Here is a 16,234-nt window from a genome sequence, read left to right on the forward strand (position 1 = left end):
CCACTACTTAAAGTAGTGGTTTTTTATTTTACAACTATACATTAAATCGTAACAAAAGCCATTATACATTCGCTGAAAGATTAACGGTACATTCACTATTTTAGCATATTTACATTCAAATAAATGTTCCAATCTAGTGAACTTTCAAATTTCATTCGATCCCTTTGGATAAGGTAGAAATTTTCTGTTTTAGATTTAAAGTAAACGGTTTTATGTAATCTTGAAAAACAAGTTCATTCCAATCAGTATAGGAAGGAGCAATAATATTTTTCATTTCTTTCAATGTTAATTCATCATAAAAATATTCCTCATCTAGCACAATACCAATTTTGTTTTTGGACTTTCTTTCATATTTAATCATAAATTTTTCCGGAATATTTTAAAATTAGACCGGGGATTACTTTGATTGTAGTAGTTTTACCAGAACCATTGGTACCGATAAATCCTGTTATACAGTCGTTATTAATTGTAAAAGTAACATCTTTTAATGAGAAATTTTCGTAAGATTTATTTAAATTATTTACTTCTAACATAACATTTTTTAAAATTATTAGACTCTGAGAAGGAAGGTAAAGAAAAGGAATTAGAATTTTTCGCACAAAAGTACCTTCGTGAAGATGCTTTTCTTCTAGTATATTATTCTGAAGAAAAAGGAGTGAAATCTTGGGAAGAAGTAAACAAGGGTACCACCCCATCGCCATCAAGCTAAGAGAAGACACCTACCCCAAAAACGAAATTTTGTGCTGACTTGTAATAATAAAGCACATTTTTTTCTTTTTGGGTGGATCTGTTTTCTTAAGTTGATGGGCATAGGGGGGTACCCCTTGATGGCCAAATGGCGAAATATTTTACTGGAAAATTTTATTTTTATTACTTTTTTAAATTATTTATATTTATATATTTTAAAAATAAATATCGTATATTCCAGATTATTATTATACAATATATCAACTGAACTATATATAAGAATGGAGAGTTTTTAGTTGAAATTATTGAGAAACAGTAAGGTTGGTACAAAACTAAACATACTAATAGGCATATCAAGTATTGCCTGTATAGTATTATCCCTAATAGGATTTTGGGGATTAGAAAGAGGAAAGAGTGCTTCTTCTAATATGTATGAAGATAATTTAAAATCAGTTGATTGGATAGGAACGATAGAATCTAACTTTTATCATGTTAATATGAATTTTATGGAAATAATGGTATCCAAAGATGAAAAAAGAATGAACGATTTGATAAAAGAAATGGATGGAATTCGTAAAGAAAATGATCAGTTATTAAAGCTGTTCGAAACTAAAGTTATTTCTAATAAAGAAAAGGAGCTATTTAGCAAATTTCAGGAAGAGTTTCATGAATTAAGAAAAAAGATGAAAAAGGCACAAGAATTAGGGAAAGCTAATAATGAAGAAGCCTACACTTATTATCTAAAAGAAATCGAACCTAATATGCAAAAAACAATTCAGTCCATTCGTGAACTAATTGTATATAACAGTAATAATGCAGAGCAGTTACAACAAGTTAATAATAACAGTGCTCAAAATACAATGATAATGTTTGTAGTCCTTTCAATTTTAGCAATTATCATAGTAATATTCATCGGATATCTTATCAGGTTAACTATACGACAACCACTATTATTATTGCAAAATGATATGAAGAAAGTAGCTGCAGGTAATTTAACAATACGTACTTCTTATAAAGCAAATAATGAGATAGGAAATATTGTACAGTCTTTTAATAGTATGTTAGATAATCTACAACAATTAATTGCAAGTGTTAAATCGACAACACAAGAAGTTATTTCTTCTACAGATGGTGTTTTACAAGATACAAAGCGAGCATCTAATATTTCGAATGAGGTTGTTCAGACGATTTCTGAAGTAAAAGAAAAAATAGCAGGACAGGTAACTAGTATTCAAGAGAGTTCATCTTCAATGGATGAAATAACAATTGGTGTGCAAACAGTAGCTGAGTCTTCAGCTGTAGTTGCTGAGGTAGCAGTAACTACTACAGAACAAATACACATTGGTAGTGATGTGATAAAGCACTCAATTCTTCAAATGAACAGTGTTCATGATGTCGTGGAGGAAACATCAAAAGTAATAGATAGACTTGTTACACGTACACAAAAGATTGATACAGCCTTGGATGCAATTACTAATATTGCCGAGCAAACTAACCTTCTTGCCTTAAATGCTGCTATTGAAGCAGCACGTGCTGGAGAGAATGGGAAAGGGTTTGCAGTGGTTGCAGCAGAAGTGAGGGATTTGGCTGAAAAGTCTAAAGAATCCGCGAATGAAATTAACCATTTAGTCAAATCTATTCAACAAGATACTCAAGACACAGTTCATGTCATGCAAAAAGGAGAACAAAAGGCAGCAGAAGGAAAGGAAGCAGCCCACCAAGCAGATCAAACATTCTCATCTATTATGAGAGATATTGACAAAATCACAAGTCAAATTCAAGAAGTCTCTGCAGCAACAGAGGAGATGTCTGCCGGTACAGAAGAAGTAAATGCGTCTCTTTCACTAGTATCTGATGCTTCAACACAAATAGAAAGAGAAACAATTCAAACAGTACAATCAATTCAATTACAAGCAGTTTCAATTCAAGAAATTTCAAATCAATCTAACAAGATGAAAGAAAAGGTGAATGCATTAACAGAATTGCTTTCTAAATTTATTATTGAAGAGCAAAAAAACGAGAAATAAAATATATAATAAAGAAGTACAGGTCCTTAATTAAGGACCTGTACTTCTTTATTATGACTAACTGTAAGTTGTGAAATAAATTTATATTGTGTAAACAATTATGAACAGAATTTTAATTTTTTGTTTTATTTATTTTTTCTGAATAATACATATTGACAAAACAATAGTAGCGATATAGAATTGGTTTTGTTCACCGGTGAACATTATACAGGGTTTTTTGTTAGTATTATTTTTATTCACCATTTCTAACATCAAGATATTCTATCTCTTTTTTTATGTAGTTTGAAATATTATTGGTTACTTAAAATCAATAAAACAGTTTATATTGATAAAATTATTTAAAGGGATGATTGTATGACGAATGCTATAGCGGTAAGAAATGTAAGAAAGTTTAGTTCTCAACCCTTATCTACTAATTGTGCTGAAATATTAAAACGTAGTAAGCATGCAATAATAGGTATTAGTCCGTTTAATAGTAGATTTTCTGATGAATATATTAATAGACTCATTGAATGGGCATTACATACTTTTGATGATGTTAGTGTTTTATTAGCTGGAAAAGAAGCTGCAAATTTACTTGAGGCTCTAGGAACTCCAAAAGGTAAAGCGGAAAGAAAAGTTAGGAAAGAAGTATCTCGAAATAGAAGATCAGCTGAAAAGGCACTTAAAGAGCATGGTGGTAATGTAAATGCTATCCATACTTTTTCTGATTTTAATGACAACAATGCATATAGCTGCATGAGGGCAGAAGCAGAACATATTTTTTTAAGCGAAACTGATTTTCGAAATGCTTGCTTAGAAATGTCACATGCAGCCATTTTAGGTAGGGCAAGGGGTACTAATATAGATATTGATCAAATATCAAATGACATGCTAAATATTGCAGTAGAATATGTAATTGCAGAACTCCCATTTTTCATTGGCGGAGCTGAAATTTTAGGAGCTCAAGAAGCTGTACTTATTTATCATAAACCATGGGAGCTTGGTGAACAGATAGTTCGAAATGATTTTTCTATCAAGATGAAACCAAATCAAGGATATTTAATGGTTCAAGAATTGGAAGATATATCTTAGCAAATGGTAAGTAACTAATACAAGGAGGAAGTAATATGTCAAATACTATGCAAACTGTAAATATATTAACAGAGGAATTTCAAGAAGATCCATATAAGTATTTTTCATACCTACGTCAGAATGACCCAGTACATTATGAACCTGAGATTGATAGTTATTTTATTAGCAGATATCAAGATGTCCGTAATATATTGAATGATACTGAAACATTTACAACAAAATCATTAGCTGAACGTGCTGAGCCAGTAATGCGTGGACCAGTATTAGCACAAATGCGTGGAAAAGAGCATGTTGCGAAAAGAAAAATTGTTTTAAGGAGTTTTATGGGAGATGCTTTACAAAAATTAATGCCTTTAATTAAAAAGAATGCAGAAGATTTACTATCTCCACACCTTCCAAATGGAAAGATAGATTTAATTAATGATTTTGGCAGAACATTTGCTGTTTATGTAACAATGGATATGATTGGATTAGATAAGAAAGATCATAAGAAGATAGGAGAATGGCATAGTGGTGTAGCTGAGTTTATTACCAGTATAAATCAACCACCAGAGGCCAAAAAACATTCTCTTTGGTGCAGTGAACAGTTGGCTAATTATTTAGAACCAATTATTAAAGAGCGACGATTAAACCCACAGGAAGATTTAATTTCTAAATTATGCAGTGCTAAATATGAAGGAATAGCTATGACTGATACTGATATTCTAGCATTGATATTAAATATATTATTAGCTGCAACAGAACCTGGTGATAAAACACTTGCTTTATTAATCTATAATTTAATTAACCAACCGAAACAACTGCAAGATGTATTAAATGATCGCTCATTAGTACCATTAGCTATTGCAGAAACTTTACGTTACAATCCACCAGTGCAATTGATTCCTCGTCAATTATCAAAAGATACAGAAATAAATGGTATTCAATTATCCAAAGGAACTACAGTATTTTGTATGATTGGTGCAGCGAACCGTGATCCCAACGCATTTGAAAGACCTGATGAATTCAACATTTATCGTCCTGATCTTGATATTAAAAAGGCATTTAGTGGTGCTGCAAGACATCTTGCATTCGGATCAGGTATTCATAATTGCGTAGGAGCAGCGTTTGCAAAATCAGAAATTGAAATAGTTGTAAATGTAGTCTTAAATAATATGAAAAACATTAAATTAGCAGAAGATTTTCAATATGTTGAAAAAGGACTTTATACACGTGGACCTATTTCTATGCCTATTCTTTTTGATAAGTTAGTTTAAAAACAAGATTGCGATTTTAATTAATGATATAATTCAATTTTGCTAAGGGGTTAAAACCCCTTAGTTTTTTATTTTTATGAAAAGGTCAACATTTATACCTTCTAAGCTAATATAACAAAACATTAAATACATTGTTTCCATGCTTCTAAAAATTTAGTTACAATTTGTAACTCGGAATCATCAAATTGTTGGAATAACTCACTGTAACGCTTATGTGCAATCTTGTGCAACTTTTTATGAACAATGGCTAACTGTATTCCTTTATCAGTCAAAGTATAAAAGATTTCCTTCTTATTATCTGTATTTTGATGCGTCAATAAAATTCTATTATCAATAAGAATGCGAATAGCTTTGGAGATGGTTACTTTAGAAATATTAAGTTCCATAGATAATAGAGTGTTATTCATTTGTTGTTTACTCTCATGAATCACCGAAACAATATGAAGTTGCGTTAGAGTCCAATTTTTATTTATATTTTCATAATCACTAACTAATTCTTTGATCATCTCTTGAGATGCATATTTTTTCTTTTCTCTTGTTATGACAAAGTCTTCAATAGCTTTTAAGGTTTGTTTATGGACAAAATTTGTCATAATAATTTCCCCTATCTTGAATTATTGTTTACTAGTTAACAATATAAAGTTTACCAGTAAACAATAACTAGGTCAACAATTTAAAAAAGGACTTTTATGCATTGAAACTAACTCTTTAATATAATAGGGCTTTATTAGGTTAAATTATGAAAAATAGATACATTAAAGGTGCTTACATAATTAATTAAATTCCAACTTATCAATTGACAATTGATAAGTGAAGATATAAAATCAAAATAGTTTACCGGTAAACAAAAAAACTAAAATAGATAAAGAAGGGTAGAAACATTTAAATGAATAAGGGCATAAAACAGAAAATTTACGATAATTATCTACATTTGTTACACCTCAATGAACAAAAGGCAGATAAGGATATTGAGACTTTTTTTAAGCAAGCAAAAATGGATGAAATAGAACATGTACCGACAAATATGACAAGTATACACGTAATTGCCTGTATTGGTGAGAATCAACCAATAAATAATATTACAATTGCAAGGAAAATGAATTTATCTAAAGCGAATATCACAAAAATTAACACCAAATTAATAAAGGAAAATTTAATCACTCGTTTTCAGTCAGCTGATAACAAAAAGGAGGTATATTATCAACTTACTCCGGCAGGACAATCACTTTGTGAATTACATCAGAAAATTCATGACCAGAAAGAAAATGAATTTTATCAGTTCGTTGATTCATTTTCTGAAATTGAACAAAACGCAATATTGAAGTTTTTACAAAATATAAACGATAAAATGTTGGGGAAATAAATTTATTATAACTTAAATAAATTAGCTAATTATTAATAATCTTTTAGGAGGGATAGCATGAACCGTGTTAAATCAAGTGCTTCTTTTCTTTTATATTTGTTGTGTATTAGTGCTTTTTTCGCTTCTTTAAATCAAAATATATATTCTCCAATAATCCCCATAATTCGGGATTCATTCCAAGTATCTATAACGATGGTTAACCTTTCCGTTTCCATATTTATTTTTATTACGGCAATTATGCAAATTGTTTTTGGTTCTATAATTGATTTTAAAGGTGCTAGGACTATTCTTATTCCGAGTATTATTTTAACAATTATAGCGAGTATTGGTTGTGCAATTACAAGTAACTTTACAGTATTTTTAATATGTAGAATTTTACAGGCTGTAGGGACAGCTGCAATACCACTTATTGCGGCAACTACAATTGGTACTGTATTTCAAGGAGAACAACGAGGAAGTGCAATGGGTACATATCAAACCATGTTATCCATTGCCCCTGCTGTTGCACCTGTGTTAGGAGGTTTTATTGGGGAAAAATATAATTACCCAGGTGTTTTCTGGCTACTTGTAGTAGTATCTATAATTCTGTTTATCACTAATTGGTTATATTTCCCTGAAGATCGTATGGGGAGTAAAAAAGAAATGAGTCGAAAAACACTTATATCTCACTATGCTTCTATATTTAAAAGCAAAGTGGGAAGCTCCATATTAATATTAAGTTTCTTTGCATTTTTTCTTTATTTCTCCTTCATTGTTTACTTACCAATTTTATTAACAGATCATTATCAATTAAGTTTACAGGTAGTGGGTTTACTTTACTTACCAATGGCTATAAGTTTAATAATTGGCAGTATGACCTTTAAAAAAATTCAATCAAAAATTTCACAAAAAAATCTTTTTATAACTGGAAATGTAGTCTTAGCTTTAAGCGTAATATTATTTGCTGTGACACACTCGAATACTTTAATTGGTGTAACAGTTGCTTTAATTCTCCACGGAATATCAATTGGTATCCTCACTCCTTTATTCGCTACTATGATTGCAAATGAATTTGAACATAATAGAGGAAGTGCAATGGGAATGTTTAACTTTATTAGATATATGGGAATGGCTGTCGGACCCATTGTTTCGGGATTATTATTAGCACATTTCAAGCCTTCAGTTGTATTTGCTCTATTTGGCGGATTTTTTATTTTTCTCTCTTTTGGTATGCTTATACGGATTAGTAAGAGATCTATTAAAATCGTGCCAAAACAAGAAAATCTAAAATAAGAAAATGATTTATTATAAAGAATTAATAGTATATAGACTTTATAGTTAAAACATTATTCATAATAATATTATGATAAACTAAAAAATAATCTTGTTCATAATAAAAGGTGTAATACATTGTTTCTTTTTAATTTTGAATAAGGTAATTAGAAATTTCAATAAGAGAAATTAGATTTAGTAAAGTAATAAAGAAGGTGTAGAAAGGTTTTATCTTAAAAAGACAATCAAGTTATTTAATTTTAAAACCTAAAACAAGCATAACCCCGTTCTAATTTTAGAACGGGGTTAAAATATAGTTGTTTAATTTTCAATATAAGATTTTACAGCTTGCAATAGGAATTCTTCCTGTCCCTTACCAGCATCCGCTGCCATTTGCACTACTTTTTGCTTGAATTCATGATCTACATGAAAAGTTAATGGCTCTACATTACTTTTAAAGTAAATTCCTTCAACATGTGGTAGTATCGTACCGGATTTCATATGAGAATGTAAGTATTTAATCTCTTCTTGAAATTGCAATGGATCAACTTGTAATACGAAAGGTTTAGTTTCTAATTTAATAGTATCAGATGAAACACTCAATCGCATATTTGTGACACCTAGCTCTTTATAAAATAAATTTATTAGATTATAAGTAATGGAATTAAATAGCTGAGGTTTTTTAAATGAAAAGGATAAATACCCTCGTTTTGTAATTACAGCTTGCTTACGGAAAGGTTCAAAGGAGTAATCATGTTCTTTATACGTGGATAGAGGGAAAATTTCTTCGTCTTCTGTAAGAATCTTGCCGTCTGCTCCATTGACTTCTATTACTCTCGCTATTTTTCCGGTATGTTGATGTGTTAATAATTGATATAAATATATATCTTCGTCTTGAATCTTAGTAATGAATGTTTTTCGCTCTTTTGATGTAGTTTTTTCATAAGTAAGTTGAAAAGTTTCAAGGTCATCCTTATCAATGATATATACTTCTTTTCCGCGTTTTTCAACCTTTGAAGCAGGTAGTTTTCCAGATTTGATATATGTAAAGACAGTAGATGGTGCTACATTAAGAATCTCAGCTGCTTCTTTTGTACTATAACCCTCAATCTCTTCGCGATTTTTTAAACGTTCAATATCCTCTAAGTAGAAAATCTTACTACCAAATTGCTTCCAGTTATCTTTATATACACATTCTATTAATCCATCTTTTTCTTTCTTTAAAATTGTCTGTACTGTTACTCCTAATAAGTCGGCTGCCTCTTTTGTTGTTACAGTAGGTTTTGTAATGAACAATAAATCCTGTGTCATGCAAGGACACCTCCATAACTATTGTTTGCTAGTGTTTTATATATGTATATATCATATCAGAATATAAGATATATTTAAAATGAGAAATAAAATTATTAAAGTTTTTATAAATTTTTATATTTTAAAATCATTTTTGATTTTATTTATCTCTTAATATATTTTTGAATTTATTTTATTTATAAAAGGGAGTTTCGATATAAGGTATTAACTGTTAAACGATATCTATTTACTAATAAATTATAAAAAAATATAAGTATAGGCAAATAGAGAAGAATGTAGGATTCTTACAGAAAGAAAATGAATTATCATTTGTATAATGTATAGAAGTAAAATAAAATGATAAGTAAGGATAATAAAGATAATTATATTCATAATCTTCAATAGGAGTGGTGAATTCGAATTATGGATAAACAAAATGAAAAAGAGAACTTACCTATAATAAAGAATAAAAGTGAAAATATAGATACATATGTAGAAAACATAAGAGATATGTTTCCATTCCTGCATGATAGTCGTTATGTAGATAAGGTGGAAGAAAAGATGGAGGTTGCAGAAAAAGAGGGAAAGAGTAAATATACGTATTTAAGTGATCTGGAAGTCATTTATCATTTCGTACATTTACAAAAAGATATGGATGAGAAGAAGAATAGAAAAGAGGATACGAAAAAGAGTTATGTTTCCGAAATCTTATCATTTTGTCAGTGCATGGTGCAGCATGCAGAGGAATTCGAATTGAATGGGGAAGAGGTACAGCAAAATGATTCGTTATTAAAAACATTAAAGCCTTGGCATATTCGTAAATATAATGCTTGGTTGAAGCAAGTAGAGAACGGGAGAAATGGAGATACGTACGCAGCCGCAACACTTGCAAAAAAATCAGTACTTATACGTTCTTTCCTAAAACATCTTCATGTATTTGCTTATATTGAAAGACCTCTTCATGAAGAACTGCAGCGCGCGAATGTAAATGAACAGGATCGGCCAAATCGGGACCTATCTTATGATGAAGTGATGAAAATTTTAGGGTTTTATAAAGAACAAGGGCATTTAGTAAACTATACAATTTTACTAGCTCTAGCAAGTACCGGCGCTAGAATTCAAGAATTGTGCACCGCGAGAGTGAAAGACTTACATTATGACGGGAAGTATTGGTTAAAAGTCACAGGAAAAGGGGATAAAGCACGTGAACTTTTCATTCCTGAGCATTTATTCCAATGTATTAGCGAAATGAGACGGAGAAGAGGATTCCAAACGATATTGGATCGGGGAGATGAATGTCCTTTATTCGTAAATCAAAGAGGGAATTTTTATAATCCGAAAACTTTATCAAATCAGGTAACAGACATGATAAAAAAGACAAATTTAGATTTCTTAAAGTATCGTGAAAATCCTGTAACGGCACATACATTCCGCCATGCTTTTGCAATCATGGCAGTTGAACAAGGAAATGCAGATTTATATCATTTAATGCAAACACTTGGTCATGAAAATATCCAAACAACAAAGATTTATTTAGAAAAACATATGAAACGGAAGAATAATGTGGGGACTACATTTGCGGATATGTTGGTATGAAATTTTAATATGAAAAAATGTTTAATTGTGTATTTTTTACATAATTAAATGCACATTATTTAACATGTGAGAAGGTTTAATTATATAGTACTCAAAAATCTACACATTAAGAAATGGCAAGAAAAATCAATAAAGGTAGAGTCTCAGCGTTCATTTAGGGAAGAAATGAATGTGTTAGGAATTCAGGATTCAGATGTGTTTCAAATTCAGTTAGTGGAATATGCTAAGAGAGAACGAAAAAGAATTCTCCTAAAAATAATAGAAGAAAATAGTTTACTTACGTATAAATATCATAATTAAGCACATGTTATATACAAATATAGTGGAGGTGCAATTATGAATATTCAAAGACATGAAAGTAATACAAATGAAATTCTTATTTCTGCTGCAGCAAGTGCTATTGAGCAAATGAAGTATGAAATTGCCCGTGAATTGGGAGTGACACTAGGACCTGATACATCATCACGTGCAAATGGCTCTGTCGGTGGAGAAATTACAAAGCGCTTGGTTCGAATGGCTGAAGAGCAATTAACAGGACAATACAGATTACACTAAGATTAAAAAATAAAAGGAAGAAGGATTCTCTAAGATGAATCCTTCTTCCTTTTATTTATACAAAATCTAAAAATAGGTTTTAAAAACTTGAAAACGACCACTCAGATTCATTTATAAGAGTATTTATTTGTTGTGACAATACAATAAGTATAGAAACTCATTAAACTCTTTAAAAGAAACCTGGAGTCTATTAAACGTTGTTTCGCCTAAAATCTTTATTTTTTATTGTTTTAAGGTGTAATTTGTAAGAATTCATCTACAAATTCTAAAATAACAGCATATGTTAAAAGAAAAATTGGTAATAAATCCCCAAATGTAAGGAAATAAAATGCGTAACTTTCTTGAGTAACATTGAGCTGAAAAACAGTGTTTCATTTAAAGGAGTTTGTAAATACGCTTAAACTACCTGAAATATTAGCGTATTAATTGAAGTATCTGACGTAAATAATTTCTTCGTATGATTAAGAAATAAATAATTTTCACACTTCAAAATTAATACATTCTTTTACTAAAATTTTATAAGTTAGTAAGCAGTTAGCTTTGGCTAGCTGCTTTTTTTATATATTGTAATCGATCCTTCATATTACGGCTTTTTGATGTTTCATATATAGATTTTAAAAACTTCGTAAGTGTTTTGTAACATTTACGAGAGACTTTTTTAACAGTTATGAGAGAGAAAAGAAAGATTCGTTATATATGATGAGATTAATCTTATTAGTAGGTGTTCTAATTGACCTAGAAACCAAGGAGGAAAAATAACAATGAAACAATTAAAGCCAGCAATTAGTGTATTAGGTAGTGTATCGATGGCACTGACTCTAGCATCTCCTGCTTTAGCAGATGTAACACAACCGAATCCAGGAAGTACAGTTGAAATATTCAAAGAGAATGCAAATGCAAAAAAAGAAGATAAGAATTTCACGCTCGGATCTGATGGGGAGATAGGTTCGCTCATTACACAAAACATTGAAATGGCAAACAATGATTGGGACAAAGATGGTATTTCTAACGACTTAGAGATTAATGGATATAAAATTGAATTCAATTCACAAACTGGAAAAAATGAAGCGAAAGCATGGGATCCTGAGAAGGATAAAGGGAAACCAAAATTTATATCGAATCCTATGAATGCAAATACGGATGGTGATCCTTTTACTGATATGTATGAGGTTGAGAATTATAACAACGATTCTGATACTAATTTCAATCCGATAGTTGCCAACATGCCGAATTTGCAAATTGGTGTCAAACGAATTGAAGTAATTCCTATTGCAACCATTACGGATAATAATGGCGGATCAGTTAGCAGAGGATGGGAAAAAAGTGTATCTACACAACATTCATTTAATGTAGGTTTAAGTGGTTCAGGTGGTGTAGAAGGCTCAGCAGCCGGTCCTGTTCCTTCCGGAAGTGTTTCAGCAAATTTGGGATATGGATATTCAAAAACAACTACAGAAACGGAGAGTTATACAAATGATTTTGATTGGTCTACTGCAACAACTGTTGATACAGCGAACGCAGCAAAATTACGGGTACATTTGGAATATAAGAATGTAGGAACAGCATCCGCTGAAAATGTTTCGCCACATTTTAATATTCGTTTAGGAAACAAAATTATTAATACTGTAAAGGCAACACAAGATCGTTATAAAGCAAACTATTTAAGTACAGAAAAAGGTGGACGGAATAAAACAGAAGTAGTAATTGACAGTTTAGAAGGACAAGCAGATGCAAATATTGTCTTATCTTTGGATGAATTAAAAGCTGTTGAACAAGGGGAACTTCTTTCGATTGAAGTTTTACCTACAAGTACAATGGATTTATCTATTGAAAAAGGTGAAGAAATTATGCATTTGGGGGATTCAGGGAGATATGAGTCTAGAGTGAATGCAGCTACTGAACAATTAGAAACAGATATAGGAAATATACCAAAGTTTAGGATATATACTCCTAAAGACAAATCCCTTGCTGATAAGCCAGTTTTATCCTATAACGAAGTTTTTCAACATGTAAATATAGATACGAAAAAAGTGAATCATATTGTAAACAAGGCTAAAAGTACTAATAACGTATCAGTGGTTTCAGCTAATAATGGAACTGATGCATTAAACGATTTAAAAGCGGGACAGGGAGATCGCGGTTATTTACATAAAGATTCTGTACACGGTGCTTTTGCAAAACTACAGCAACCAACATTAGTAGAAGGTAGTTATGATTCTGTGACGCAAAAGATTAGAGCATCAATCTTACCTGGTTTATTTGGAGTGAGTAAAGAGATTCCTACTACTTATAGCAAGAAATGGAATGCTCCATCACAAACAGTAACACTAGTTAAACGTGAGAATGGATTTACATATGAGTCTAGAGAAAATATACACCCTATTAAATCTGAAATTGCTGCGCACAGAAAAGTTACATTTGAAATCAATGACGCACACAATTTAACGCCTATACAAAAGATTGATACTGAAATTAAAGCTAATAAAGAATTTGAAGATTATGTAGTAGATAATTCAGGTGAATTTGTTACAGAAGGAGTTCCTTATACTGTGGCCTCATATGGAAATACAGCTTATTGGGGAAGTCATCATGCCGGGAATAAATGGGAGTATCTTTGGTCTGAAAAATCTAGTGATGAAAAAGTGAATGTAATTATTGAAAGAGTAGGTCAACCTAAACCTGGAAAACCAATTAAAAAGGATGAAGAGGTATTAATTAAATTTCAAAATCCTATTTATTCAGATTATGCATATTTAAAACTTCAAGATAGTTATATCCATTTAGATCAAAAACAGAACGCAAGTACTTTTAAATTTAATCATGCATATCCAAAGAATTTCACTGGACACCATAAGCAATGGAACATACTATCTAATGGTAACAAGTTAAAGGTAGGATATTTAATCGATTATATGAAATATGGTAATGGAGAGAATGGGACTGATACTATAGCATGGAATCTATCAAGAGTTCAGTAATAGGTAATAGTTCTGTTGCTAAGTTTGGAAAGAGAAACGGAAATGAATTGAATCCGAAAAGTTAGATACGATAATTTAGGTTACTAATAAGGAATGAGTTCGATGTTAAATCGGACTCATTTCTTTTAATTTATATGATTTAGTAACTACTATTTTAAATACTTATCTAGTCATATAAGTAATCAAATGTTAAGATTACTATCTATATTACATAATTTATTTTTCGAATTTTCATTTGTTTTGAGGCTAAAATGTGGAATTCTGATTTATTTATGTGATTAGTTTCTATATCTTTACCTATAAAGATATTTTTATTGAATAATAGAAAAAAATTTTGTGTTATTGGTGAAAAAGAAGTGAGGATAGTATATGAAGAAAAGAATTTTAATCGTAGAAGATGAAGAAAATATTAGAGAAGTATGCAAACGATATTTAGAAAGAGAAGAATATGAAGTTTATACAGCTGTAAATGGTAAAGAAGGTTGGGATTTATTTCTTACACATCAACCAGATTTAATTATATTAGATTTGATGATGCCAAAAAAAGATGGATGGGAATTATGTGAGGAAATTCGTCAACAGTCAAATGTCCCTATTATTATGTTGACTGCTAAGGGAGAGGAAAGGGAGCGGATTTTAGGCTTAACAATGGGGGCAGATGATTATTTAACAAAGCCATTTTCCCCTCGTGAATTAGTATTAAGGGTTCAAATTATACTAAGAAGAGGAAGTCATGTACCAATACAAGCGAAAGAATCCCTGTTGGAAGTGATAGAGTTTCCAGATTTAAAAATATATCCAAAGACAAGATATGTACTTGTTTGTGATAAGGAAGTGGAGTTAACGGTGAAAGAGTTTGAGGTACTTTATCTCATGGCAAAACATCCAAAACAAGTATTTTCTCGCTCGCAGCTTCTTGAATTAATTTGGGATTTTGGACATGAAGGGGCATCAAACACAGTTACCGTATTAGTAAGTCGTTTACGTGAAAAGCTCGAGAAGCATACGATAAAGAATCGTTGGATTCATACGGTCTGGGGTATAGGATATCGCTTTGAGCCAAATGGAGGAAATGAAACATGAGATTACGTATTCAATTGTTACTCATGAATCTATTAAGTACCAGTATTATGGTAATTGCTATATGGTATAGTGAGACCAAAATGTTACTTGAACCGGAACAAACGCGGTTATTAACAGTAATTGCATTTGTGGCATTCATTATTTCAACGTTTATTTATTGGTTAATGACACGTCCTATCATGAGATCTATACAAAATTTAATAAAATTGACGAAGCAATTTAGTGATAGACACTTTGAAACAATGTATATAATTGGGCAAGAACCACGTGAGTTTAAAGAATTAGCAACAGCCTTTCAACAGATGGCAAAAAAATTAGAAGAAGGGTTTACTAAGTTAGAGGAACAGGAAAACTCTCGTAAGGAGCTAATTACCAATATCTCACACGACTTACGAACACCTATGGCTAGTATGCAAATGATGATAGAAGCATTACAAGATAACCTGATTGAAGATCCTGAAATGAAAAAGCAATACTTAGCAACGGTTTTAAAAGAAATAAAAAGATTAAATGGATTAATTAACGACTTATTTGATCTTTCAAAGTTAGAGTTTGAGCAAGTAGATTTTCACCCAAGTTTCACACATTTAGATAAAGTTCTATTAGATGTATTAGAATCACATTCTGTCTTATTAGGAGATAAACAAATTCATGTGCAATTGGATGTCCCTGATACATTACCTCGACTTTTGATTATGTCTTGTAAAATAGAAAGGGTCATAGGTAATTTATTACATAATGCAATTCGATATTCTCCTATCTCTGGAACAATTGAGTTGACTGTAGTGGAAAATAAACTAAATCAACAGGTCCAATTCACTTTGCGAGATGAAGGAATAGGAATTTCTCCAAATGATCAATTACGTGTATTTGAACGTTTTTTTAGAACAGATCGATCAAGAAGTTCACAATCTGGAGGTTCCGGACTTGGATTAGCTATTGCAAAATCATTAATTGAAATGCACAAAGGGGAAATTGGTGTAAGGAATCGCGCAGATGGTAAGCAGGGAAGTGAATTTTGGTTTACTCTTCCCATCACATCATTAAAAAAATAAGATGGCTGAAAGACTTTTG

Annotated in this window: 12 protein-coding genes and 3 pseudogenes; 12 read left to right on the plus strand and 3 right to left on the minus strand. The window is 30.9% G+C overall.

Annotated features, from left to right (window positions below; all coding sequences use genetic code 11):
• Positions 1–157: 157 nt before the first annotated feature.
• A pseudogene (locus tag HMPREF1014_RS30810) lies at positions 158–533 on the minus strand (ATP-binding cassette domain-containing protein); the annotation flags it as partial.
• Between the two features lie 11 nt (positions 534–544).
• Here HMPREF1014_RS30810 and HMPREF1014_RS30815 point away from each other — a divergent pair.
• The 4 genes and pseudogenes from HMPREF1014_RS30815 to cypX form a co-directional block, all read left to right on the plus strand.
• Positions 545–709, plus strand: a pseudogene (locus HMPREF1014_RS30815) (DUF1093 domain-containing protein); the annotation flags it as partial.
• A gap of 274 nt (positions 710–983) precedes the next feature.
• Entirely contained in the window at positions 984–2,714 is a 1,731-nt protein-coding gene (locus tag HMPREF1014_RS24395; RefSeq protein WP_000771835.1) for a methyl-accepting chemotaxis protein, read from the plus strand.
• Positions 2,715–3,068: 354 nt separating this feature from the next.
• Positions 3,069–3,788, plus strand: coding sequence for a tRNA-dependent cyclodipeptide synthase (locus HMPREF1014_RS24400; RefSeq protein ID WP_000180150.1), 720 nt, complete (start codon positions 3,069–3,071; stop codon positions 3,786–3,788).
• A gap of 35 nt (positions 3,789–3,823) precedes the next feature.
• Complete coding sequence (gene cypX / locus HMPREF1014_RS24405; protein ID WP_000072433.1) at positions 3,824–5,044, plus strand: pulcherriminic acid synthase; 1,221 nt, start codon at positions 3,824–3,826, stop codon at positions 5,042–5,044.
• A gap of 122 nt (positions 5,045–5,166) precedes the next feature.
• Here the strand turns inward: cypX and HMPREF1014_RS24410 are convergent, their stop codons facing one another.
• Complete coding sequence (locus tag HMPREF1014_RS24410) at positions 5,167–5,637, minus strand: winged helix DNA-binding protein (protein ID WP_000181216.1); 471 nt, start codon at positions 5,635–5,637, stop codon at positions 5,167–5,169.
• Between the two features lie 293 nt (positions 5,638–5,930).
• Between HMPREF1014_RS24410 and HMPREF1014_RS24415 the strand changes: the two genes are divergently transcribed.
• Positions 5,931–6,407, plus strand: coding sequence for a MarR family transcriptional regulator (locus tag HMPREF1014_RS24415; RefSeq protein WP_001032350.1), 477 nt, complete (start codon positions 5,931–5,933; stop codon positions 6,405–6,407).
• Positions 6,408–6,464: 57 nt separating this feature from the next.
• On the plus strand, positions 6,465–7,679 hold the full coding sequence (locus HMPREF1014_RS24420) for an MFS transporter (protein WP_001082482.1): 1,215 nt from the start codon (positions 6,465–6,467) through the stop codon (positions 7,677–7,679).
• 300 nt (positions 7,680–7,979) lie between these two features.
• Here HMPREF1014_RS24420 and HMPREF1014_RS24425 read toward each other — a convergent pair whose 3' ends face one another.
• Positions 7,980–8,969, minus strand: a complete 990-nt coding sequence (locus tag HMPREF1014_RS24425) for a helix-turn-helix domain-containing protein (RefSeq protein WP_000189822.1) — start codon at positions 8,967–8,969, stop codon at positions 7,980–7,982.
• Positions 8,970–9,371: 402 nt separating this feature from the next.
• On the opposite strand from HMPREF1014_RS24425, the gene HMPREF1014_RS24430 reads away from it, so the two are divergent.
• The 6 genes and pseudogenes from HMPREF1014_RS24430 (at position 9,372) to HMPREF1014_RS24450 (ending at position 16,215) form a co-directional block, all read left to right on the plus strand.
• Positions 9,372–10,544: a tyrosine-type recombinase/integrase gene (locus HMPREF1014_RS24430; RefSeq protein ID WP_000360813.1), complete on the plus strand. Its 1,173-nt coding sequence runs from the start codon at positions 9,372–9,374 to the stop codon at positions 10,542–10,544.
• A gap of 97 nt (positions 10,545–10,641) precedes the next feature.
• Positions 10,642–10,844 (plus strand): annotated as a pseudogene (locus HMPREF1014_RS32295) (hypothetical protein).
• 36 nt (positions 10,845–10,880) lie between these two features.
• Positions 10,881–11,099, plus strand: a complete 219-nt coding sequence (locus HMPREF1014_RS24435; protein ID WP_001025758.1) for an alpha/beta-type small acid-soluble spore protein — start codon at positions 10,881–10,883, stop codon at positions 11,097–11,099.
• Positions 11,100–11,860: 761 nt separating this feature from the next.
• Positions 11,861–14,077, plus strand: a complete 2,217-nt coding sequence (locus HMPREF1014_RS24440) for a binary toxin-like calcium binding domain-containing protein (protein ID WP_000811549.1) — start codon at positions 11,861–11,863, stop codon at positions 14,075–14,077.
• Between the two features lie 369 nt (positions 14,078–14,446).
• The gene (locus HMPREF1014_RS24445) at positions 14,447–15,160 is read left to right on the plus strand and encodes a response regulator transcription factor (RefSeq protein WP_000746051.1); all 714 of its coding nucleotides are present in this window, start codon (positions 14,447–14,449) and stop codon (positions 15,158–15,160) included.
• Positions 15,157–16,215, plus strand: a complete 1,059-nt coding sequence (locus HMPREF1014_RS24450) for a sensor histidine kinase (protein WP_009327559.1) — start codon at positions 15,157–15,159, stop codon at positions 16,213–16,215. The genes HMPREF1014_RS24445 and HMPREF1014_RS24450 overlap by 4 nt, the downstream gene beginning before the upstream one ends.
• Positions 16,216–16,234 lie beyond the last annotated feature (19 nt).

Origin of the sequence: Bacillus sp. 7_6_55CFAA_CT2, assembly GCF_000238655.1 — a bacterium.
GTDB lineage: Bacteria > Bacillota > Bacilli > Bacillales > Bacillaceae_G > Bacillus_A > Bacillus_A cereus.